Annotated in this window: 23 protein-coding genes and 1 riboswitch; of the genes, 10 read left to right on the top strand and 13 right to left on the bottom strand. The window is 71.3% G+C overall.

Annotated elements, in window-relative coordinates; all coding sequences use genetic code 11:
- Window position 1 precedes the first annotated feature (1 nt).
- Entirely contained in the window at window positions 2-850 is an 849-nt protein-coding gene (locus ACIBI4_RS31370; RefSeq protein WP_399207559.1) for a hypothetical protein, read from the top strand.
- Window positions 851-913: 63 nt separating this feature from the next.
- On the opposite strand, the gene ACIBI4_RS31365 is transcribed toward ACIBI4_RS31370, so the two are convergent.
- Together ACIBI4_RS31365 and ACIBI4_RS31360 are read right to left on the bottom strand one after the other, a co-directional pair.
- Window positions 914-1,774 (bottom strand): bifunctional 5,10-methylenetetrahydrofolate dehydrogenase/5,10-methenyltetrahydrofolate cyclohydrolase, encoded by an 861-nt coding sequence (locus ACIBI4_RS31365; protein ID WP_399207558.1) that lies wholly within the window; start codon window positions 1,772-1,774, stop codon window positions 914-916.
- A 20-nt stretch (window positions 1,775-1,794) separates the two neighbouring features.
- Window positions 1,795-1,895: riboswitch (ZMP/ZTP riboswitch) on the bottom strand.
- Between the two features lie 106 nt (window positions 1,896-2,001).
- A complete protein-coding gene (locus ACIBI4_RS31360) occupies window positions 2,002-2,637 on the bottom strand; it encodes a hypothetical protein (protein WP_399207557.1) in 636 nt (211 codons plus the stop codon).
- 127 nt (window positions 2,638-2,764) lie between these two features.
- Between ACIBI4_RS31360 and ACIBI4_RS31355 the strand changes: the two genes are divergently transcribed.
- Window positions 2,765-3,208 (top strand): LysM peptidoglycan-binding domain-containing protein, encoded by a 444-nt coding sequence (locus tag ACIBI4_RS31355; protein ID WP_399207556.1) that lies wholly within the window; start codon window positions 2,765-2,767, stop codon window positions 3,206-3,208.
- On the opposite strand, the gene ACIBI4_RS31350 is transcribed toward ACIBI4_RS31355, so the two are convergent.
- Both ACIBI4_RS31350 and ACIBI4_RS31345 read right to left on the bottom strand, forming a co-directional pair.
- Window positions 3,195-3,830 carry a peptidase gene (locus tag ACIBI4_RS31350; protein WP_399207555.1) on the bottom strand — a complete coding sequence of 212 codons (636 nt, stop codon included), beginning with the start codon at window positions 3,828-3,830 and terminating at the stop codon, window positions 3,195-3,197. The two genes, ACIBI4_RS31355 and ACIBI4_RS31350, sit on opposite strands and share 14 nt — an antisense overlap.
- Window positions 3,827-5,035: a pyridoxal phosphate-dependent aminotransferase gene (locus ACIBI4_RS31345; RefSeq protein WP_399207554.1), complete on the bottom strand. Its 1,209-nt coding sequence runs from the start codon at window positions 5,033-5,035 to the stop codon at window positions 3,827-3,829. The genes ACIBI4_RS31350 and ACIBI4_RS31345 overlap by 4 nt, the downstream gene beginning before the upstream one ends.
- A gap of 114 nt (window positions 5,036-5,149) precedes the next feature.
- On the opposite strand from ACIBI4_RS31345, the gene ACIBI4_RS31340 reads away from it, so the two are divergent.
- Both ACIBI4_RS31340 and ACIBI4_RS31335 read left to right on the top strand, forming a co-directional pair.
- Window positions 5,150-5,797: a winged helix-turn-helix transcriptional regulator gene (locus tag ACIBI4_RS31340; protein WP_399207553.1), complete on the top strand. Its 648-nt coding sequence runs from the start codon at window positions 5,150-5,152 to the stop codon at window positions 5,795-5,797.
- 25 nt (window positions 5,798-5,822) lie between these two features.
- Window positions 5,823-6,737: a HipA family kinase gene (locus ACIBI4_RS31335; protein ID WP_399207552.1), complete on the top strand. Its 915-nt coding sequence runs from the start codon at window positions 5,823-5,825 to the stop codon at window positions 6,735-6,737.
- Between the two features lie 36 nt (window positions 6,738-6,773).
- Here the strand turns inward: ACIBI4_RS31335 and ACIBI4_RS31330 are convergent, their stop codons facing one another.
- From ACIBI4_RS31330 to ACIBI4_RS31315, 4 genes are all read right to left on the bottom strand, one after another.
- Entirely contained in the window at window positions 6,774-7,187 is a 414-nt protein-coding gene (locus ACIBI4_RS31330; RefSeq protein ID WP_399207551.1) for a VOC family protein, read from the bottom strand.
- Window positions 7,184-7,768 (bottom strand): dihydrofolate reductase family protein, encoded by a 585-nt coding sequence (locus tag ACIBI4_RS31325; protein WP_399207550.1) that lies wholly within the window; start codon window positions 7,766-7,768, stop codon window positions 7,184-7,186. Before ACIBI4_RS31325 ends, ACIBI4_RS31330 begins: the two co-directional genes overlap by 4 nt.
- Window positions 7,769-7,905: 137 nt before the next feature.
- Complete coding sequence (gene aceB / locus ACIBI4_RS31320; protein ID WP_399207549.1) at window positions 7,906-9,531, bottom strand: malate synthase A; 1,626 nt, start codon at window positions 9,529-9,531, stop codon at window positions 7,906-7,908.
- Window positions 9,532-9,753: 222 nt separating this feature from the next.
- On the bottom strand, window positions 9,754-10,362 hold the full coding sequence (locus ACIBI4_RS31315) for an NTP transferase domain-containing protein (protein WP_399207548.1): 609 nt from the start codon (window positions 10,360-10,362) through the stop codon (window positions 9,754-9,756).
- A 96-nt stretch (window positions 10,363-10,458) separates the two neighbouring features.
- Between ACIBI4_RS31315 and ACIBI4_RS31310 the strand changes: the two genes are divergently transcribed.
- Together ACIBI4_RS31310 and ACIBI4_RS31305 are read left to right on the top strand one after the other, a co-directional pair.
- Window positions 10,459-12,417, top strand: coding sequence for a serine/threonine-protein kinase (locus ACIBI4_RS31310; protein WP_399207547.1), 1,959 nt, complete (start codon window positions 10,459-10,461; stop codon window positions 12,415-12,417).
- A gap of 159 nt (window positions 12,418-12,576) precedes the next feature.
- A complete protein-coding gene (locus ACIBI4_RS31305) occupies window positions 12,577-12,897 on the top strand; it encodes a DUF5955 family protein (RefSeq protein WP_399207546.1) in 321 nt (106 codons plus the stop codon).
- A gap of 51 nt (window positions 12,898-12,948) precedes the next feature.
- Here ACIBI4_RS31305 and ACIBI4_RS31300 read toward each other — a convergent pair whose 3' ends face one another.
- The 3 genes from ACIBI4_RS31300 to ACIBI4_RS31290 all read right to left on the bottom strand — a co-directional run bounded on the left by ACIBI4_RS31300 (window position 12,949) and on the right by ACIBI4_RS31290 (window position 14,593).
- Window positions 12,949-13,335, bottom strand: coding sequence for a VOC family protein (locus ACIBI4_RS31300; RefSeq protein ID WP_399207545.1), 387 nt, complete (start codon window positions 13,333-13,335; stop codon window positions 12,949-12,951).
- Entirely contained in the window at window positions 13,332-13,625 is a 294-nt protein-coding gene (locus ACIBI4_RS31295; RefSeq protein ID WP_399207544.1) for an ArsR/SmtB family transcription factor, read from the bottom strand. Before ACIBI4_RS31295 ends, ACIBI4_RS31300 begins: the two co-directional genes overlap by 4 nt.
- 170 nt (window positions 13,626-13,795) lie before the next feature.
- The gene (locus tag ACIBI4_RS31290) at window positions 13,796-14,593 is read right to left on the bottom strand and encodes an IclR family transcriptional regulator (protein WP_399207543.1); all 798 of its coding nucleotides are present in this window, start codon (window positions 14,591-14,593) and stop codon (window positions 13,796-13,798) included.
- 343 nt (window positions 14,594-14,936) lie between these two features.
- Here ACIBI4_RS31290 and allB point away from each other — a divergent pair, with 343 nt between their 5' ends.
- Window positions 14,937-16,274: an allantoinase AllB gene (gene allB / locus ACIBI4_RS31285; protein WP_399207541.1), complete on the top strand. Its 1,338-nt coding sequence runs from the start codon at window positions 14,937-14,939 to the stop codon at window positions 16,272-16,274.
- Between the two features lie 4 nt (window positions 16,275-16,278).
- Window positions 16,279-17,412: an allantoicase gene (alc, locus tag ACIBI4_RS31280; protein WP_399207540.1), complete on the top strand. Its 1,134-nt coding sequence runs from the start codon at window positions 16,279-16,281 to the stop codon at window positions 17,410-17,412.
- Window positions 17,413-17,490: 78 nt separating this feature from the next.
- On the opposite strand, the gene ACIBI4_RS31275 is transcribed toward alc, so the two are convergent.
- Entirely contained in the window at window positions 17,491-18,222 is a 732-nt protein-coding gene (locus ACIBI4_RS31275) for an SDR family oxidoreductase (RefSeq protein WP_399207538.1), read from the bottom strand.
- A gap of 259 nt (window positions 18,223-18,481) precedes the next feature.
- Here ACIBI4_RS31275 and ACIBI4_RS31270 point away from each other — a divergent pair, with 259 nt between their 5' ends.
- Together ACIBI4_RS31270 and ACIBI4_RS31265 are read left to right on the top strand one after the other, a co-directional pair.
- Window positions 18,482-19,387, top strand: a complete 906-nt coding sequence (locus tag ACIBI4_RS31270; protein WP_399207537.1) for a DMT family transporter — start codon at window positions 18,482-18,484, stop codon at window positions 19,385-19,387.
- Window positions 19,388-19,507: 120 nt separating this feature from the next.
- Entirely contained in the window at window positions 19,508-19,906 is a 399-nt protein-coding gene (locus ACIBI4_RS31265) for a hypothetical protein (RefSeq protein WP_399207536.1), read from the top strand.
- Window positions 19,907-19,909: 3 nt separating this feature from the next.
- On the opposite strand, the gene ACIBI4_RS31260 is transcribed toward ACIBI4_RS31265, so the two are convergent.
- Complete coding sequence (locus ACIBI4_RS31260) at window positions 19,910-20,614, bottom strand: response regulator (protein ID WP_399207535.1); 705 nt, start codon at window positions 20,612-20,614, stop codon at window positions 19,910-19,912.
- Between the last annotated feature and the right edge of the window lie 2 nt (window positions 20,615-20,616).

Below are 20,616 nucleotides of genomic sequence, written 5' to 3'. Positions count from 1 at the left end.
TATGTCATCGATACCCGGACCCGGCGGAGCGCCGCAGCCGAACCCCTATCAGCAGCCGTCTCCCCAGCCTCCGCAGGCGCCGGTCCAGCAGAACCCGTACGCCCAGCAGGCACCACAGCCCGCGTTCCCTCAGCAGATGCAGCCCGGTATGCCCGGTGCGCCCATGCCGCAGCCCGGCTTCGGCGCGCCCGTGCCGCCGCCCGCGCCGCGCAAGGGAATCCCCGGCTGGGCGTGGGGCATCGGCGGTGTCGTGGTCGCGTCCGCCGTGTGGGCGGGCGCCCTGTTCGCGACGGGCAACCTGGGGTCCGCGAGCGCGGACCTGGGCGGCTACGGCTATGAGAAGAACCTCTGCTCGGCGGCCGACATGTCCTCGTTCAAGGGCCGCTACGAGAAGGGCACCGAGAAGAACGACGAGACCCGGTACTCCTCGCAGCGGCCGACCGTCGACCAGAGCTACTGCAGCCTCGACCTCAAGGACAAGGAGTCCACCGAGGAGTACACGAGCACCTACATCACGTACAACGCGACCTGGCACAAGGCGACCGATCCCGCTGAGGAGTACGCCGACCTCGCCAAGTCCAACGAGGACTACGACTACGAGGGCTCCAAGACCGTGGTCACCCGCGTCGACGGCCTGGGCGACGAGGCCTGGCTGACGACGGAGACCAGCGACACCGACGACGAGCTCAACCGGATGGAGCTGAACGTCCGAGAGGGCTGGTTCACCTTCCGGATGAGCTGGAGCGACTACAGCGCCTCGTCCTCCGGCGACAGCAAGGTCCCGTCCGCGAAGGACGTCGAGGAGTGGCTGGTGACGGACACGAAGGCGACGCTCAAGGCGCTGCGGTAGGGCTGAGCTCGGCCTTGGACGGCTTGTGGGGCGCGGGAGCCGGACTCCCGCGCCCCGTCGCGTTCACGCAGCGGTCAGGCGCTCCGCCGCGTCCAGTGTCTGCTCCAGGAGTACGGCGATCGTCATCGGGCCGACACCGCCCGGCACCGGGGTGATCAGACCGGCGCGCTCGGCGGCCGAGTTGAAGTGCACGTCGCCGACGTTGCCCGGGTTGTAGCCCGCGTCGATGACGACCGCGCCCTCCTTGATGTCCTCACCCCGGATGAACTCCGGGCGGCCGACCGCGGCGACCAGGATGTCCGCCTCGCGGATCACCTCGGAGAGGTTCTCCGTACGCGAGTGGCAGTACGTGACCGTGGCGTCGCGGCCGAGCAGCAGCATCCCGACCGGCTTGCCGAGGATCGCGCTGCGCCCGACGACGACCGCGCGCTTGCCGGTCGGGTCGACGCCGTACGCGTCGAGCAGCCGCATGATGCCGCCGGGTGTGCAGGAGGCGAAGCCGGGCAGGCCGAAGCCCATCGCGGCGAACGAGGTCATCGTCACGCCGTCGACGTCCTTCTCCGGCGCGATGGCCTCGAACGCGGCGCGCTCGTCGATGTGGTCGCCGACCGGGTGCTGCAGCAGGATGCCGTGCACGTCCGGGTCCTCGGAGAGCGCGGTGAGCTCGGCGACGAGCTGCTCGGTGGTGATGCCGGCGGGCAGCTCGACATGGCGGGACTCGATGCCGGCCTTCGCGCAGCGGTTCCACTTCATCTTCACGTACGTGACGGAGGCGGGGTCCGCGCCGACCAGGACCGTGGCAAGACAGGGGGCCTTGCCTGCGCGCTCGGTGAAGGCCCTGGCGCGGGCGGCGGTGCGTTCGGAGATCTCGCGGGCGAGGGCCGTGCCGTCCATGAAGCGGGCGGTGCGCGGGGTGGTGGTCATGCGGGGCTCCTGGGTGCGGTGGTGATCGCCCAGGCGCGCGGCAGGAGGGTGTTTCGTCGGCGTTCATGCCGGGCTGCTCCCCGGTGGTGCTCCACCTTTTGCGCCAGTCGCAGCCGTGTTCAGGGTACGGGACCGTAGGTGGGGGGTTTGGGGTCGGGGGCGGGAACGGGTGGGGGCGAGGTTCGGGGGCAGGGGCAGGGGCACGTGCGGGATGCGTTGCCGGGTGCCTACACGCGCCGCGGTGAAGCAAGCAGCACCCGCCCCCGGTCCCGCGTCCCGTGTTCGCTCACCTGCCAGCCCGCTTCCGTCAGAACTCCCGACCATCCCGGCAGCTCGCCCGGCTCCCCGCCCCGTATCTCCACGGCCTCCGGCTGGTGCGTCTCCGTCACCACGTAGCCGTCGGAGCCGGCGGTGCCCGGTCTGCAGCCGGCCGCCTCCAGGGCCAGGGACGCCGCCTGGACCAGGTGGCTGCGCTCCCAGGTGCAGGGGCGGTCCGTCGCGCCGTCCGTGTTCGTCATACGGCGCAGTTCGAGCAGGCCCTGCCACGCGCTGTGCACCTCGCGGAGCCGCGTCGGGCTGTCATCGGGCGGTGCGCTCTCCGTGCCCGCGCGCGCCGCGAACACCCCGGACGCGGGGGCGGTGGCGCGGGCCGTCGGGGCCGGGGCCGACGTCAGGTACTCCTGGCGCAGGCGGTGGCCGGACGGTGTCAGGAAGTACGCGCGCGGCGGCCGCGCGTGCCGGAACGCCAGACCGTGCCGCACCAGCGCGTCCAGCTGCGCCTCGGTCCCGCTGATCCGGCCCGTCACCTCCTCGGCACCCGCGAGGACGCGGCGCAGCGGTGCCGTCAGCCTGCCTGTGGTCACAAGGGCCCCCTTTCCCCGGTCCGTCCCTGCCATGGTGCCGCCCGCCACTGACAACCGCCCTCCCGATGCGGCCGGACCGCCGCCGGGACACAGTGGCCTCAGGGGGACCGCACCCCCAGGAGGAACAATGGGAATCTTCGACGCGTTCAAGGGCAGCAGGGACAAGGCCGGGAAGGCCGCCGAGGCGGTCAAGGAGCAGGTGCAGGAGCAGACCTCGGCCGGCGCGAGCGCACCCGCGTCGCCCGCGAGGAGCAGCGCCGATGCCACCTCCCGGTTCACGGAGGAGGCCGCCTCCGCCACCCAGGCCGCCGCGGACCGCCTGAGGGCGGAGGCCGCCGCACCGGATCTCGCGCGCGAGGACGCACAGCGCGAGGAGCGGCCCGCAGCGTCCAAGGACACCGAGCCCAAGTCCCGTACGTACACCGTGAAGCCCGGTGACTCCCTCGCCGCCATCGCGCGTCACGAACTCGGCGACGAACTCCGATGGCACGAGATCTACGCGCTCAACAAGGAGACCATCGGGGGCAACCCTGACCTGATCCTGCCGGGCACCGTGCTCAGGCTTCCCTAGGTGCCGCCAGCGACATCCCACGCCCCGCGAAATACGTGCCGAAGACCCCCACGGCCAGCTCCGCCCTCCGCGTGCCAGCGTCCGTGCCCGACGGGTTGTGGAAGTGGAAACCCGTGCCGTCGGCCGTCCGGCCCGTGACGAGGACCAGGTGGCCGCCGCGGGAGGGCGGCGGTGCGGGGGCGCGCCGGATCGCGTAGTGCACCGAGGCGATGACGACCCGGCCCGCGTCCAGGAGCGCGCCGATCCCGTCGAGGGTCAGCTCGCGGTGGACCTCTGCGTCGAGCCCGTACACCTCGCGGACGAAGGTGACGGCCGGCGCGTAGATCATGCCGTGGATCCCGCCCTCGGCGTCCACGGTGTACGCGCCGAACTTGAGCGCGCCGTCGCGCAGTTCGAAGAGCGACGGCGCCGTCGGGCCGAGCGCCATGCGCAGACAGGTCGCGCCGCACAGGTGCCCGCTCCAGCGCGCGTAGTCCTCGACGTCGGCCGCCCCCGACTCCCGCCATGCGGGATCCGCGGTGAGTGCGACCTCCCCGGACACGAGCGCCGCCACGAGACCGGCTGAGGCGAACTGCGTATGGCTGGGAAAGCCGCAGATGGAGCAGTCGGCGGACGGTGTCACTGGCGGTACCCGTTCAGGAAGCGGCCGATCCGGCTGATCGCGGCGTCGAGATCGTCGGCGTGCGGGAGCGTGAGGATGCGGAAGTGGTCGGGGCGCGGCCAGTTGAAGCCCGTGCCCTGGACGACCTGGATCTTCTCGCGGAGCAGCAGGTCGAGGACGAACTTCTCGTCGTCCACGATCGGATGCACCTTGGGGTCGATCCGCGGGAACGCGTAGAGCGACCCCTTGGGCTTCACACAGCTCACGCCCGGGATCTCGTTGAGCTTCTGCCAGGCCACGTCACGCTGCTCGTACAGCCGGCCGCCCGGCGCGGTCAGCTCGTGGATGGACTGCCGGCCGCCGAGCGCGGCCTGGATGGCGTACTGCGCGGGCGCGTTGGGGCACAGCCGCATGGAGGCCAGCATGGTGAGGCCCTCCAGGTAGTCCTTCGCGTGCTGCTTGGGGCCGGTGACCACCAGCCAGCCGGAGCGGAAGCCCGCCACGCGGTACGTCTTGGAGAGGCCGCAGAAGGTCAGGACGACAAGGTCGGGGGCGAGGGCGGCGGCGGAGTGGTGGACGGCGTCGTCGTAGAGGATCTGGTCGTAGATCTCGTCGGCCATGACCATCAGGCCGTGCCGCCGCGCGAGATCGAGCATCCCCTCGACGACCTCCTTCGGATACACCGCGCCCGTGGGGTTGTTGGGGTTGATGATCACCATGGCCTTGGTGCGGTCGGTGATCTTCGACTCCAGGTCGGCGAGGTCGGGGTTCCAGTCCGCCTGCTCGTCACAGAGGTAGTGCACGGCCTTGCCGCCCGCGAGGGTCGTGACGGCGGTCCAGAGCGGGAAGTCGGGCGCGGGGATGAGGATCTCGTCGCCGTCCTCGATCAGCGCCTGGACGGCCATCGACACCAGTTCGGAGACGCCGTTGCCCAGGTAGATGTCGTCGACGTCCACTTCGAGGCCCAGGGTCTGGTAGCGCTGGGCGACCGCGCGGCGGGCGGAGAGGACGCCGCGGGAGTCCGTGTAGCCGTGGGCCTGCGGGAGCATCCGGATCATGTCCTGGACGATCTCCTCGGGCGCCTCGAACCCGAACAGCGCGGGGTTGCCGGTGTTCAGCCGCAGCACGCTGTGGCCTGCCTCCTCGAGCGCGTTGGCGTGCTCGATGACCGGGCCGCGGATCTCGTAGCAGACCTCGCTCAGCTTGCTCGACTGCCGGAACTCCATGCGCGTGCCCTCCAAGCGGACCGGGTGACCTCGCGCCACCAGGCAACTCTCGTGTGACTTGGTTTTACCAAGTCCCCGCTTGGAAAGTCCAACAACTTACGTATGCTGTGGCTCATGAGCAGGCCCACGTCACGTCGCCGAAGCTATGACCAGTACTGCGCCATCGCCCGTTCCCTGGACGTCGTCGGCGACCGCTGGGCGCTCCTGATCGTCCGCGAACTCCTGGCGGGCCCGCGCCGCTACACCGATCTCCACGCCGATCTGCCCGGTGTCAGCACCGACATGCTGGCCACGCGCCTCAAGGACATGGAGCAGACAGGTCTCGCGGTACGCCGAAGGCTCCCGGCGCCGTCCTCCGCGTACGTCTACGAACTCACGCCCCGTGGCCGCGCCTTGCTGCCGGTCCTCCAGGCGCTGGGGGAGTGGGGCGCGCCGGAGCTTGCCGAGCGCCGGCCCACCGACGCGGTCCGCGCCCACTGGCTGGCCCTGCCTCTGCTGCGGGAGCTCTCGGCGCTGGGCGAGGCCGGAGGCGTGGAGGTCCGCCTCGACGAGGGGCTCTTTCACGTACGGGTCGACACGGGCGGTCCCGTGTACGGCGACGGGCCGTGGCCGGGGCCGGAGGAGCCCGACGCCCGGCTCACCCTCCGCGCCACCGTCGGCGACGCGCTCGCGCGCGGTGAACTGAGCCTGGCGGCGGCCGTCGACGCCGGGAACGTCCAGGTCACGGGCGAGGGGGCACTCGCAAAAGCGCTCGGCCGCTGAGATCGCGCGGGGCTACAGTTGCCGGGTGCTCCGAGAAGTCACCGCCACCCGCTACCTCAACCCGCTGCGTACCGGGGGCTCCGTGCCCGGAGTCGTCGAGGCGGACGACCTCGGCACGTACGTCCTCAAGTTCACCGGGTCGGCCCAGGGCGTGAAGGCGCTCGTGGCCGAGATCCTGGTGGGCGAACTGGCGCGGCGCCTCGGGCTGAGGTTCCCCGAGCTGGTGCTCGCGCACTTCGATCCCGCGATCGGCGCCGACGAACCGCACCAGGAGGTGCAGGACCTCCTGAAGGCCAGCGCGGGGCTCAACCTCGGCATGGACTTCCTTCCGGGCGCGGCCGACTTCACCCCGGAGGTCGCCGAGGTCTTCCCGGTGGATCCGCTGGAGGCCGGACGGATCGTGTGGCTCGACGCCCTGACCGTCAACGTCGACCGGACCGTGCACAGCTCGAACCTGATGGTCTGGCCGACCTCCGGCACCGCCGAGCCGAAGCTCTGGCTCATCGACCACGGCGCGGCACTCGTCTTCCACCACCGGTGGGAGGGCGCGGCGCCCGACAAGGCGTACGACTTCAAGCACCATGCCCTCGGCGGCTATGGACCGGACACACGGGCGGCGGACGCGGAGCTCGCGCCGCGGGTGACGCGGGAGCTGCTGCGCGAGGTCGTCGGGCTCATCCCGGACGCGTGGCTGACGGACGAGCCCGGCTTCACATCACCCGACGACGTACGGGACGCATACGTCGGCTACCTCCTCGCCCGCGCCCGCAGTTCCGCGTCCTGGCTCCCGACGGAGTTCCCCTCGCGGGACGAGCTGGCGGCGGCGGATGCCCGGCGGACGGCGCGTACGCAGAGGGGGCGCCCCGCCTGGCTCAAGCAGGTTCCGAACCTGCACGGGAAGCCGACGGCCGAGCAGGACTGGTCCGTCCACCTGGAGTGAGCCGGCGAGACGGCGAGGCGGCCCACCGGGCTCACCTCAGGCGAAATCCGCCTCCGTGATGCCGTCGGCATGTCCGGCCGGCCATTGGACCAGCTCGATCCGGTAGCCGTCCGGGTCGGTGAGCCAGGAGGTCTGCGGACCGTCGGGCCCACCGGGGTACTGGACGGGCTCCGGCTCCAGACCGGCGGCCGTCAGCCGCTCCAGCGCGGCGGGCAGCGCCTCCACCTGGATCGCGAGATGGTCGAAACCACTGCCCACGTCGACCCGTCCGCCCGCGGGCCGGTGGACGAGTTCGAGCGAGGCGGCCGGTTCGCCGGGGAACTTGAGGATCACGAGCCGGGTTCCGTCGCCGGGCTCCACCTGTCCCAACTGCACATATCCCAGGGCGGTGTAGAACGCGAGCGAGCGGTCCAGGTCGGTGACGCGGTACGAGACGAAGAGCGTCTTCATACGGACTCCCCGGTCGGGAGCACCTTGTAGCGCAGGTGCGTCACGTCCCGGTCCTCCAGGCGCCGCACGAGCTCGAGTTCGATGGGCCCGGCGCCCAGGTGCTCGAAGAGCCGCCGGCCCTCGCCGAGCAGGACCGGGACCAGGTGGATCTCCAGCTCGTCCAGCTGCCCGGCGCGCAGCAGCGCCTGGGCCGCCCCCGCGCCATGGACCATGACCGCACGCTCCCCGGCGGCCGCGCGGGCCTGCCGGGCGCAGTCCTCGACGTCGGTGACGAAGCGCGCGTGGCCGGGCGGTACGTCCCCGTCGTCCACGTGGCGGGTGAGGACGAGGACGGGCACCCCGTCGTGGTGGTCGCCCTGCCAGCGCCCGGCCAGTTCGAAGGTACGGCGGCCGGAGATCACGGCGCCGGTGGCCAGTGCTTCGCGGTAGACCTGGCCGCTGGGACCGTCGGACTCCCGGTCGTCAAGCCAGTTGAACAGCCGTCCGCCGTCGCGCCCGAGCTCCTGCCCGGGCCGGTCGTCGGGTCCCGCGATGAAGCCGTCGAGCGACATCGACATGTACAACCTGATCGGGCCGGTCATCCTGGCCTCCCTCTCCTCGGTCCGTCGCAAGGATGACCTCGGGTGGCGCCGGAACTCATCGGCCCACGCGGCAGTGCCCGTACAGACGAGTGGCCCCGGGCGTAAACCCGGGGCCACTCGTCACTGCGATGTGGGACTCAGCCCGCCAGCTGCTCGTACGCCGGCAGCGTCAGGAAGTCCGCGTAGTCCGCGTCCAGGGAGACCTGGAGGAGGAGGTCGTGGGCCTGCTGCCAGTGGCCGGCCGCGAAGGCCTCGTCACCGATCTCGGCCTTGATCTTCGCGAGCTCCTCGGCGGCGACCTCGCGGGCCAGCTCGGCCGTCGCGGTCTTGCCGTTCTCGAAGACGACGCCGGCGTTGATCCACTGCCAGATCTGCGAGCGGGAGATCTCGGCGGTGGCCGCGTCCTCCATCAGGTTGAAGATGGCGACGGCGCCCAGGCCGCGCAGCCACGCCTCGATGTAGCGGGTGCCGACCTGGACGGCGTTCTGCAGACCCGCGTACGTGGGCTTCGCGTCCAGCGAGTCGATGGCGATGAGCTCGCCGGGCGCCACCGCGACGTCCTCGCGCAGCCGGTCCTTCTGGTTCGGCTTCTCGCCGAGGACCTTGTCGAAGGACTCCATGGCGATCGGGACCAGGTCGGGGTGCGCGACCCACGAGCCGTCGAAGCCGTCGCCGGCCTCGCGGTCCTTGTCGGCACGGACCTTCTCGAAGGCGACCTTGTTGACCTCGGCGTCACGGCGCGAGGGGATGAACGCGGCCATGCCGCCGATCGCGTGGGCGCCGCGCTTGTGGCAGGTGCGCACGAGCAGCTCGGTGTACGCGCGCATGAACGGCGCGGTCATCGTCACCGCGTTGCGGTCCGGCAGGACGAACTTCTCGCCGCCGTCACGGAAGTTCTTGACGATGGAGAACAGGTAGTCCCAGCGGCCCGCGTTCAGACCGGCGGCGTGGTCGCGCAGCTCGTAGAGGATCTCCTCCATCTCGTACGCGGCCGTGATCGTCTCGATGAGGACGGTGGCGCGGACGGTGCCCTGCGGGATGCCGACGTAGTCCTGGGCGAAGACGAAGATCTCGTTCCAGAGGCGGGCCTCCAGGTGCGACTCCGTCTTCGGGAGGTAGAAGTACGGGCCCTTGCCGAGCTCGATGAGGCGCTTGGCGTTGTGGAAGAAGTACAGACCGAAGTCGACCAGGGCGCCGGGGACCGGCTTGCCCGACGCGTCCACGAGGTGGCGCTCGTTGAGGTGCCAGCCACGCGGGCGCATCACGACGGTGGCGAGCTGGTCGGCGTCCTTGAGTGCGTAGGACTTGCCGGACTTCGGGTCGGTGAAGTCGATGTTCCGGGTGTACGCGTCGACCAGGTTGACCTGGCCGAGGACGACGTTCTCCCAGGTGGGCGCGGAGGCGTCCTCGAAGTCCGCGAGCCAGACCTTCGCGCCCGAGTTCAGGGCGTTGATGGTCATCTTGCGGTCGGTCGGACCGGTGATCTCGACTCGGCGGTCGTTCAGCGCGGCGGGGGCCGGCGCGACCTTCCAGGAGTCGTCCTCGCGGATCTGAGCGGTCTCCGGGAGGAAGTCGAGCGTGGAGGTGCGGGCGATCTCGGCGCGGCGCTCGGACCGGCGGGTGAGGAGCTCGTCACGCCGGGGCGTGAACAGGCGGTGCAGCTCGGCCACAAAGGCGAGGGCCGCGTCCGTGAGGACCTCTTCCTGCCGGGGCAGGGGCTCGGCGTCGACGATGGCCAGCGGGGACGGCGCTGGTGCGGACATGAGCTGTCACTTCCTTCAGCGGGGGAGCCTTGCGCGGCACTGAGTGCCGTCAGGTCCTGATGATGGTCCGGGGCCGCCGGCCGCCCGATGTTCGGCGCGGGGCGCTTCTGACCAGTGGATAGTAGTTTCCTCATGGTGGAAGTTCAATGGTTTGTTGATATCGAGATTCTCCGGGTCGAGCGACCATGGCGCTGAGTGCCAGGCCGGTCACTCGACGTTCCCTCACGGCTCAAGGTGCGCCAGATCCGCCTCGATGTCGATGTCGTACGGCTGCGCCACATCACCGCACTCGACCAGCGTGACCCGGTCCGCGTGCTCCTTCAGATAGGCGCGCGCCCCCCGGTCGCCCGTCGCGCTCCGCGCGATCCCCTCCCAGTGCGCCCGCCCGAACAGCGTCGGATGCCCGCGTACCCCGTCGTACGCGGCCGTCACCAGCGACTCCTCGCCTTCGTACGCGGCGAGCACCCGCCCGACCGCCGCCGGCCCGATCCCCGGCTGGTCCACCAGGCAGACGAGGGCGGCCGGTGCGTCCGTCCCGGTGACGGAGGCGAGCCCGGCCCGCAGCGAGGACCCCATCCCGTCCGCCCACTCCGGGTTGTCGACCAGGACGCAGCCGCTCAGCTCCGCCCGCTCCCGTACCGCCGCGGCCGAGGCGCCGAGCACCACATGCACCCGCTCGACGCCGCCCGCGCGCAGCACCGCCACCGCGTGCTCCACCAGCGGCCGGCCGCGGTGCGTGAGCAGTGCCTTCGGGCGCCCGCCGAGCCGCCGCCCGCCGCCTGCCGCGAGCAGCAGGCCCGCGACCGGCGCGTTGTTATGTGTATGTGCCATACCAAAGGCATACACGATGGCCCGTGGGCCACCCGGTTTCGGATAAGGTTCCCGTCGTCTCGGGTGGAGCAAGGGCACGGTGGGGAACGGGAATTGATGAGCAGGCAGGACGACGGCGTTTTCAAGCCCCTTGAGGGCGACGACCCGCAGGCCGTCGCGGGCTACCGGATCAGCGCCAGGCTGGGCGCCGGCGGGATGGGCAAGGTCTATCTCTCCTATACGCCGGGCGGCCGGCCGGTCGCCATCAAGGTGATCAGGCCCGAGCTGAGCGAGGACGCGGAGTTCCGCCGTCGCTTCAAGCAGGAGGTGCAGTCGGCCCAGCGGGTCCAGGGCCTCTATACGGCGCCTGTGATCGACAGCGACGCCGACGGTGCCAACCCCTGGCTCGCCACGGCCTACGTGCCCGGGCCCGCGCTCTCCGCCGCGGTCGTCGAGCACGGCAAACTCCCGGTCGACACCGTGCTGTTGCTGGTCGCCGGGATCGCCGAGGCGCTCCACGTCATCCATGGCGCGGGCATCGTGCACCGCGACCTCAAGCCGTCGAACGTGCTGCTCGCCGCCGACGGCCCGCGCGTCATCGACTTCGGCATCGCCCGCGCCGCCGACGCCACCTCGCTCACCGGCAGCGGCGTCACCATCGGCACACCGTCGTTCATGGCGCCCGAGCAGGCCGCCGGGCGGCCCTGCACCCCGGCCACGGACGTCTTCGCGCTCGGCCAGGTCGCCGCGTTCGCCGCGATCGGCAAGCCCGCCTTCGGCGAGGGCACTTCGCACGGTGTGCTGTACCGCATCGTGCACGAGGAGCCGGACCTGACCGGACTGCCCGAATCGCTGCGGGAGTTGGTGACGCGCTGCCTCGCCAAGGACCCGGCGGCGCGGCCCTCCGTCATGGAGGTCATCGCCCTGTGCCAGGCGGCCAACGCGGAGACGGTGCTGCGGCGCCCCGAGGACTGGCTGCCGACGGCGGTCGCCGCGGACATCACCCAGCGCGCGGCCGCGCCCGCACCGGTCCAGACTCCGCCGCCGCCCGTCGTCCAGGCCCCCGCGCCGCCGGCCCAGGCTCCGGCCGGTCCGCCCGCGTATCAGCCGGCTCCTCCGGCCCAGCCGCCCGCGGCTGCGACGCCGCCGCCCCAGCAGCCGGTCGCGCAGCCGCCCATGGATCAGCCGCCCGCCCAGCAGCCGGCGGCCGCGCAGGCCCCCACGCCGCCCGCCGCCTACGCCCCCACACCACCGCCCGCCGCCACGGCACCGTCAACTCAGCATGCCGACCCCGCCACCCCGCCGCCGGGCTTCGGGCCCAACGCGTACGACACGGCCGCGCTGCGCGATCCGGGTCCCGCGGCCCACCAGCCGACGCCTCCGCCCGCGACTCATCAGGGTGCCGCCCCGGCGCCGGCGCCGAAGAAGAAGCGCCGGATGCTGCCGCTCGCGATTGCGACCGTGCTCGTGCTGGCGCTTGGCGGCGCGGGCGGTGCCTACTTCGCCCTGAAGAAGGACGACGACGGCAAGAAGGGACAGTCGGCGGGCAGTGACAACAAGCAGTCCGCCACGCCGTCGTCCGACCCGACGACCGACGAGCCGGCGCCTTCGGACACTCCGACCGACCAGGAGAGCTCCGACGGCGGAGGCAAGGCGGTCCCGAATCCGACGCCCGTCGACTTCAAGGGCATCAACGTCCCGTACGAATACGAGCTGTACTTCTCCGACGACGACATGAAGCCGGTCAACCTCAATGACGGCGAGGCCGACCTCGAGTACGACGAGGACGACAGCAAGAGGGCGCTGGAGATCGGTGAGTATTCGGGCAACAAGCTGATCCTGCTCAACAACGCCCAGGAAGGCACGCTGGAGACCTGCCGCGACGAGACGCGCTACGCGGAGGTGATCACGTTCGACCGCATCTCCAAGGGCTCCCGGATCTGCGTGCGGACCTCGTCCGGGCACATCGCACTCGTCACGTACAAGGGGAGCTCTCCGCAGTCCGACCCGAGCGACTATGTCACCCTGGACGTCACTTTGTGGCGCAACGCGTTGGACGCCCAGCCCACGGACTGACAAGGCGCGCCATTTCCTGCCGCCGCAGTGGCGCCCGGAGTACCAAGTGGCGTTTACTGATCCGCGTCACGGGTGACTGACCACCACCCCGATGCTCGGCGGCCGGAGCGCCGCGTACGACCGAAATACCGCACAAAGATGTGCGTTGGGGGATGAACTGTGTTGCGAAGCGTGGGGCAGAGGCGACCGGTGACGGACAGCGGCGACGACCCGCGGGTGAGCGCGCTGCGCACCGCGGTGGCCCGGCTGCGGCGTGAACTGGCCGCGCACCCGGCCGAGTTCCCGGACCGCGGGATCGCCGAGGAGGAGCTGGCCGCTCTGCATGCGATGGCGCTCGACGGCGCGCCAGAGGCGGCGCGGCTGCGCCGCTCGCTGCTGCTGATCGCGGCGGCGATCGGCTCGGTGAGCGCGCTGGCCGTGGCGGTCGCGTCCGTACGGGACGCGGTGGAGCTCTTCGGGGAGCCGGGGCGCGGGGCCTGAGCCCCGCGCCGCATTCCCACGCTCCCGCCCGGTACTCCCGCGGCCGCCGGATCAGTTCATCTGGATGATCTGGATCAGGTTGCCGCAGGTGTCGTCGAGGACCGCGGCCGTCACCGTGCCCAGCTCGGTCGGCTCCTGCGTGAACGTGACGCCGAGCCCCTGCAGCCGCTTGTGCTCGGCGTGCACGTCCTCGACCAGGAACTGCGCGGCCGGGATGCCGTCCGCGACCAGCGCGTTCTTGTACGGTCCGACGGCCGGGTGGCCGCTCGGCTCCAGGAGCAGTTCGGTGCCCTCGGGGGCCTCGGGCGAGACGACGGTGAGCCAGCGGGCCTCGCCCAGCGGGATGTCGTGCTTCTTCACGAAGCCCAGCTTGTCGACGTAGAAGCTCTCGGCCTTGGCCTGGTCGTCGACGAAGACGCTGGTGATGTGGATCTTCATGGGGAGTTCTCCGGTGTCCGGGGGGTGAGCCATCGCGTGACGATCTGCTCGAGGGGCTGGGTGTTGAGGTCATGGAACTTGTAGCGGCCTTCGCGCCGGGGCACGACGAGGCCCGCCGCCTCCAGGACCGCCAGATGCTGACTGACCGCCTGACGGGTGAGCGAGAGCTCGTGCTTCATCGCCAGGCGCGTGCAGATCTCGAACAGGCTCTGGCCGTCCCGTTCCGCCAGCTCGTCAAGGATGGTCCGACGCGTGGGGTCGGCCAGGGCCTTGAAAACATCTTCCGACATCCCGCCACGATAGGCAAGTCGCTGCTTGCCTGTCGAGTCGGGGTGGTGCCTTCGGGTGGGGGGCGGTGGCTTCCAGATGAGGGGCGGTGGCTTCCGGACCCCACAAACGCCTCAGGGGTACGGCACCGGAATGCGGTGCCGTACCCCTGAGGGACGGATGGCGTCGGCGGTCAGCCGGTGCCGGTGCTCGCGAGCGCGACCGACAACTCGGCGGCGACCTGCTGCAGGATCGGCACGATCTTGTCCGTGGTGCCCTCCGTCACACGGCCCGCGGGTCCGGAGATGGAAATGGCCGCGGCGGTCGGCGAGTTGGGGACCGAGACCGCGAGGCAGCGGACTCCTATCTCCTGCTCGTTGTCGTCCACCGCGTATCCCGTACGGCGCACCTCTTCGAGCGCGTCGAGGAAGCCGTCGGGGGTGGTGATGGTCTTCTCGGTCGCGGCCGGCATCCCGGTCCGCGCGAGCAGGGCCCGCACCTCGTCGGCCGGGGTGTAGGCGAGCAGCGCCTTGCCCACGCCCGTGGAGTGCGGCAGGACGCGCCGGCCGACCTCGGTGAACATGCGCATCGAGTGCTTGGACGGCACCTGCGCCACGTAGACGATCTCGTCGCCGTCGAGCAGCGCCATGTTCGCGGTCTCGCCGGTCTCCTCGACCAGGCGCGCGAGGTAGGGGCGGGCCCAGGTGCCGAGCAGGCGCGAGGCGGATTCGCCGAGGCGGATCAGGCGCGGGCCGAGCGAGTACCGGCGGTTGGGCTGCTGGCGGACATAGCCGCAGGCCACCAGGGTGCGCATCAGGCGGTGGATGGTGGGAAGCGGCAGTCCGCTGGCGGCGGAGAGCTCGCTGAGGCCGACCTCTCCGCCCGCGTCCGCCATCCGCTCGAGCAGATCGAAGGCGCGCTCGAGGGACTGGACGCCGCCGGTGGGGGCGGCGGCCTTGGAGTCGGTGGTGCTGGCGCTGGACGTCGGCACGGCGCGGTCCTTTCGTGCAGGCAGGAAGGAGCAGCCTATCGCCCGCCCTCCGGTCGACGGGTATCGCATGGGCCTTGGTCGTGGCCGGTCAGGGACCGTTTGTCCGGCTGCGGGCGATGCCTTCCCACAATCGGGCCCTGCCTTGATTGTGACATGATCCATTCTGTAGTCTGAAATTCAGTTTCCGCTCTATGGAAACCTCCAATTGGCCGACCGCTCTCCCCGAGCCGCGCCGAGAGGGGGTTGACGGGTCGCAATCCCGGGGCGAGACTCCGTTCAACAGACCGTTGAATTCCGCACTGCGGAAGATCCGGCCAGAGGCTCTACGGAAGCGAGGGTGAGGGTGTCCGACGTGGAACTGGTGGTGCGCTCGACGAGGGTGGTCACCCCTGAAGGGACGAAGGCCGCATCGGTCACCGTCTCCGGTGGAAAGATCGTCGCCGTCGAGGCCCATGACGCCGAGGTGCCCGAGGGCGCACGGCTGGAGGACTTCGGGGACCAGGTCGTGCTCCCCGGCATCGTCGACACCCATGTCCACGTGAACGACCCCGGCCGCACCGAGTGGGAGGGCTTCTACACGGCCACCCGCGCGGCCGCCGCCGGCGGCATCACCACCCTCGTGGACATGCCGCTCAACTCCCTGCCGCCGACCACCACGGTCGACAACCTCCGTACGAAGCAGGAAGTCGCCGCCGCCAAGGCGCACATCGACGTCGGCTTCTGGGGCGGAGCGCTCCCGGACAACGTGGCGGACCTCAAGCCCCTGCACGACGCCGGCGTCTACGGCTTCAAGTGCTTCCTCTCCCCGTCCGGCGTCGACGAGTTCCCGCACCTCGACGGTGAGCGGCTCGCCGCCTCCATGGGCGAGATCGCCGGCTTCGGCGGACTGCTCATCGTGCACGCGGAGGACCCGGGCGAGCTGGACGCCGCCCCGCACAAGTCGGGCCCGAAGTACGACGACTACCTGCAGACCCGTCCCCGTATCTCCGAGGACGTGGCGATCAAGGGCCTGATCGACACCGCGAAGCGTCTGAACGCCCGCGTCCACATCCTGCACCTCTCCTCGTCCGACGCCCTGCCGCTCATCGCCGCCGCCAAGGCGGACGGCGTGCAGCTCACCGTCGAGACCTGCCCGCACTACCTCACCCTCACCGCCGAGGAAGTCCCCGACGGCGCGAGCGAGTTCAAGTGCTGCCCGCCGATCCGCGAAGGCGCCAACCAGGACCTCCTGTGGCAGGCGCTCGCCGACGGCACCATCGACTGCATCGTCACCGACCACTCGCCGTCCACCGCCGACCTCAAGACGGACGACTTCGCCACCGCATGGGGCGGGATCTCCGGTCTCCAGCTGAGCCTCGCGGCCATCTGGACCGAGGCGAAGAAGCGCGGCCACTCCCTCGACGACGTGGTGCGCTGGATGTCCGCGCGCACCTCCGCCCTGGTCGGCCTCGGCCAGAAGGGCGCGATCGAGGCAGGCCGCGACGCCGACTTCGCGATCCTCGCCCCGGAGGAGACCTTCACCGTCGACGCGGCCGAGCTGCAGCACCGCAACAAGGTCACCGCGTACGCGGGCAAGACCCTCAGCGGTGTCGTCAAGTCGACCTGGCTGCGCGGCGAGCGCATCTACGCGGACGGCGAGTTCACCGAGCCCGCCGGCCGCCTTCTCGAAAGGAACAACTGACACCGTGGCGTCTGACAACACTGGCATCCCTTCCTTCACCGGTAACGCGAACCCGTACGGCGGCGGCGACCCCTGGGCCGACTACCGCAGCGCGGACCTGCCGTTCACCCACCTCGCCAACCTCGCCGACCGCACCCTCGGCGCCGGTGTCATCGCCGCCAACGACGAGTTCTTCGCGATGCGCGAGAACCTTCTCGTCCCCGAGGCCGCCGAGTTCGACCCCGAGCACTTCGGCCACAAGGGCAAGGTCATGGACGGCTGGGAGACCCGCCGCCGCCGCGGCGTCTCGGCCGACCAGCCCTGGCCGACCGCCGAGGACCACGACTGGGCGCTCGTGCGCCTCGGCGCCCCCGGCGTGATCCGCGGCATCGTCGTGGACACCGCCCACTTCCGCGGCAACATGCCGCAGGCCGTCTCCATCGAGGCCACCAACTGGGAGGGCGCCCTGGCGCCGACCCCGGAGGAGCTCCTCTCCGACGGCGTGAAGTGGACGACGATCGTCGAGCGCACCCCGGTCGGCGGCCACGCGGCCAACGGCTTCGAGGTCACCACCGAGCAGCGCTTCACGCACCTGCGCGTCAACCAGCACCCCGACGGCGGCATCGCCCGTCTGCGCGTGTACGGCGAGGTCGTGCCGGACCCGAAGTGGCTCGCCGCCCTCGGCTCCCTCGACGTCGTCGCCCTGGAGAACGGCGGCCAGGTGCTCGACGCCTCCAACCGCTTCTACTCCTCGCCGGTCAACACCATCAACCCGGGCCGCTCCCGCAAGATGGACGACGGCTGGGAGACCGCCCGCCGCCGCGACAACGGCAACGACTGGATCAACTACCAGCTCGTCGCCGAGTCCTCGATCCGCGCGATCGAGATCGACACCGCCTACCTCAAGGGCAACTCGGCCGGCTGGGCCTCCCTCTCGGTGCGCTCCTCGGCGGATGCCGAGTGGCAGGAGTTCCTGCCGCGCACGCGCCTGCAGCCCGACACCAACCACCGGTTCGTGCTCGACACCCCGGTCGTCGGCTCGCAGGTCCGCATCGACATCTACCCCGACGGCGGCTTCTCCCGTCTGCGCCTGTTCGGTTCGCTGACCGAGGACGGCGCGGCGAAGCTGGCCGCACGTCACCAGGAGCTGGGCGGCTGACGCCCTTTTCCTGAGCATGCTTGAGGCGCACCGGGAGGACAGCCCCGGTGCGCCTCAATTCCATTCTGTACGGGACGCTCAGGCGGCGTGCCCGCCGTCCACCGACATCTCCGCGCCCGTCACGTACGCCGCCTCGTCGCTCGCCAGGTAGCGCACCATGGAGGCGATCTCGGCCGGCGCCGCGAACCGGCCGACGGCCGTCATCGCGGCCTGCGGCTCGGCGTACGGGCCGTCCGCCGGGTTCATGTCCGTGTCCACCGGACCCGGGTGCACGACGTTCGCGGTGATGCCGCGGCCGCCGAGCTCCCTGGCGAGCGCCTTGTTCAGACCGGTCAGCGCGGCCTTGCTCATCGTGTACAGCGTGCCGCCGGGACCCGGGACGCGCTGCACCATGGTGCTGCCGATCGTGATGATCCGCCCGCCCCGGCCGAGACGGACCGCGGCGGCCTGGGTGGTCAGGAACACCGAGCGGATGTTGATGTCCATCACCTGCTGCACGGCCTCGGCCGTGTGCGACTCCAGCGGGCCGAGCACGCCCAGGCCCACGTTGTTGACCAGGATGTCGAGCCGCCCGAACGCCTCGACGGTCCTCTCGACGACCGAGACCGCCGCGTCCGCGTCCGCCGCGTCCGCCTGCAGCGCCAGGCCGCGCCGCCCGGTCGCCTCGATCTTGGCGACGACCTCGCGGGCCGCCTCCTCGCCCCGTACGTACGTGACGACGACGTCGGCGCCCGACTGGGCCAGCTCGACGGCGATGGCCGCGCCGATACCGCGGCTGCCACCCGTCACCAGGGCCACCTTGCCGGTCATGGGGTTCTCCTCTGCGTTGGACCGAAGTGGTTACGTGTTCCATCTCAGCGGCCGGCGCGGACGGGTGCTGGCGGCAATCGGACAGTGAATCCGGGGCGGTTCGCGGCGTGCGACAGCGCCGTGGGACCAGGCTGTGCGGCCGGGCTGACGACCGCGCTGTGAGATCCCTCTACCGGTCGCGATCATGCGCGGATACGGTGACTCCGCCCAGGTGAGCCGCCGAAGTCTCTCCGCCCTTCGGACCGTTGGAGCACCGCCCGTGTCCACGCTCACCGCGCCCGCCGTCCGCGCGCCCCGCCGCGCCTGGCTCGCCGATCTGCCCGTCCTGCTCGTCGCCGTGTTCTGGGGCGCCAGCTATCTCGCGGCGAAGGGCATCACGACGTCGCACACCGTCATCGCGGTCCTCGTACTGCGCTTCGCACTGGTGCTGCCGGTCCTTGTCGCGGCCGGATGGCGGCGGCTGCGGGCGCTGAGCGCCGCGCAGTGGCGCGGGGCGGGGCTGCTCGGCGCGATCCTCGGCGGCATCTTCCTCCTGGAGACCTACGGCGTCGTCCACACGTCGGCGACGAACGCCGGCCTGATCATCAGCCTCACCATGATCTTCACGCCGCTCGCCGAGGCGGCCCTGCTGCGCCGGGCGCCCTCGCGCTCCTTCCTCGCGGCGGCCGGACTCTCCGTCCTCGGCGTCGTCCTGCTCACCCAGGGCGCCGGTTTCACCGCACCCTCGACCGGCGACTTCCTGATCCTGCTCGCGGCGCTCGCCCGCACGGTCCACGTTCTTGCGATGGCCCGTATCCGTGCCGTCCAGGACGCAGACTCCGTCTCCCTCACCACGGTCCAACTCGGCACGGCCGTCCTCCTCTTCGCCCTGCTCGCCGCCGCGGGCACCGGTGACTCGCCCTGGTCCGCAGCGGTCGGCTTCGGGCCCCGCGAGTGGCTGGGCCTGGTCTTCCTCTCGGTCTTCTGCACGCTGTTCGCGTTCTTCGTCCAGATGTGGGCGGTCCGCAAGACCTCACCGTCCCGTGTCAGCCTGCTCCTCGGTACCGAACCCCTGTGGGCCGCGGCGGTGGGCATCGCACTCGGCGGCGAACGCCTCGGTCTGCTGGGCCTCTTCGGGGCCGCCCTCGTCCTGGTGGGCACGGCCTGGGGGCGCAGGAGCGCGTGAACGAGGGCCGCCGCGAGCGACTTCCAGCGGCTCGCGTTCTCCGTCCCGGACACCCCGGGTGAGGAACCGCGGCCGCCGCTCCGCGCATCGTTGAAGGGACGGCTCACGGGGGAGGGCACAGTGGATGCCGATGTCGCGTACGACCTGAAGTTCCGCCGGCTCGCGCAGCGGCACCGGGGGCAGGGGCTCGGGTTGCTGCTCGTCGCGGGGGCGCTGTGGGCCGTGGCCCTGTGGTTGCTGTTCGCCCGGCAGGTACCGTCCGCATCCGGTGCATGCGACCCGTCGTTCCTCGCCTCGGCGGAAGGGTTCGGGGAGTGCGACTACGGCGCCGCTCTGGGGCTGCCGGTCTTCCTCCTCGCGCTCTCGCTGCTTCCCGCCGTCCTCGGCGCCGCGCGCTACGCCGCGGCCACGACCCGCCTCGACCTCGCCGAGTACCACTCCGCGCTGCAGGCCCTCGCACACTCGCAGCGCCTGGAGGACGAGCGGCGCGGGGCGGAGCGGCCGGACGACGGCCGCTGAGGCTCAGCGGCCGTCCGCCGCCACCAGCCCCGTCTCGTACGCGATGATCACCAGCTGGACCCGGTCCCGTGCCTGCAGTTTGGCGAGCAGCCGCGCCACATGGGCCTTCGCCGTGGCCATGCTGATGAACAGCTCGGCGGCGATCTCCGCGTTGGACAGGCCGCGCCCGACCAGCGTCAGCACCTCGCGCTCGCGCTCCGTGATCCCGGTCAGCTCCCGCTGCGGGCGCGTCTGTTCGGGCCGTGCGGCGAACTCCGCGATCAGCCGGCCGGTGACGCTCGGCGCGATCAGACCGTCGCCGCCCGCCACGACCCGGATCGCGGCGAGGATCGCGTCCAGCTCCATGTCCTTGACGAGGAAGCCGGACGCACCGGCCCGCAGCGATCCGTACACGTACGCATCGTCGTCGAAGGTCGTCAGCATCAGGACCCGGGTGGCGCGATACGCGGCGGTGATCCGGCCCGTCGCCTCGATCCCGTCCATGCCGGGCATCCGGATGTCCATGACCACGACGTCGGGCCGCAGCCGCCCGGCCAGGTGCACCGCCTCGGCGCCCGTGCCCGCCTCGCCCACGACCTCGAGGTCCGGGGCATCGGCGATCAGGACGCGCAGGCCGCTGCGGACCAGCGGCTGGTCGTCGGCCAGGACCACCCGTACGACCCCGGGCGTGCCGCCCTCGGACACGGCCCCTTCCCCTTCTCCGGACACGC

The organism is Streptomyces sp. NPDC050418 (assembly GCF_044458745.1).
Classification (GTDB): Bacteria; Actinomycetota; Actinomycetes; order Streptomycetales; family Streptomycetaceae; genus Streptomyces.
The sequence above is the reverse complement of the archived record's forward strand: the minus strand, read 5'-3'. Positions and strand labels throughout refer to the sequence as shown.

Bases quoted from the DNA above. Each gene is read 5' to 3' on its own strand.
- ACIBI4_RS31370 (WP_399207559.1), top strand. From the start codon at position 2: ATGTCATCGATACCCGGACCCGGCGGAGCGCCGCAGCCGAACCCCTAT.
- ACIBI4_RS31365 (WP_399207558.1), bottom strand. From the start codon at position 1,774: ATGACCACCACCCCGCGCACCGCCCGCTTCATGGACGGCACGGCCCTC.
- ACIBI4_RS31355 (WP_399207556.1), top strand. From the start codon at position 2,765: ATGGGAATCTTCGACGCGTTCAAGGGCAGCAGGGACAAGGCCGGGAAG.
- ACIBI4_RS31345 (WP_399207554.1), bottom strand. From the start codon at position 5,035: ATGGAGTTCCGGCAGTCGAGCAAGCTGAGCGAGGTCTGCTACGAGATC.
- ACIBI4_RS31340 (WP_399207553.1), top strand. From the start codon at position 5,150: ATGAGCAGGCCCACGTCACGTCGCCGAAGCTATGACCAGTACTGCGCC.
- ACIBI4_RS31330 (WP_399207551.1), bottom strand. From the start codon at position 7,187: ATGAAGACGCTCTTCGTCTCGTACCGCGTCACCGACCTGGACCGCTCG.
- ACIBI4_RS31325 (WP_399207550.1), bottom strand. From the start codon at position 7,768: ATGACCGGCCCGATCAGGTTGTACATGTCGATGTCGCTCGACGGCTTC.
- aceB (WP_399207549.1), bottom strand. From the start codon at position 9,531: ATGTCCGCACCAGCGCCGTCCCCGCTGGCCATCGTCGACGCCGAGCCC.
- ACIBI4_RS31315 (WP_399207548.1), bottom strand. From the start codon at position 10,362: ATGGCACATACACATAACAACGCGCCGGTCGCGGGCCTGCTGCTCGCG.
- ACIBI4_RS31310 (WP_399207547.1), top strand. From the start codon at position 10,459: ATGAGCAGGCAGGACGACGGCGTTTTCAAGCCCCTTGAGGGCGACGAC.
- ACIBI4_RS31300 (WP_399207545.1), bottom strand. From the start codon at position 13,335: ATGAAGATCCACATCACCAGCGTCTTCGTCGACGACCAGGCCAAGGCC.
- ACIBI4_RS31295 (WP_399207544.1), bottom strand. From the start codon at position 13,625: ATGTCGGAAGATGTTTTCAAGGCCCTGGCCGACCCCACGCGTCGGACC.
- ACIBI4_RS31275 (WP_399207538.1), bottom strand. From the start codon at position 18,222: ATGACCGGCAAGGTGGCCCTGGTGACGGGTGGCAGCCGCGGTATCGGC.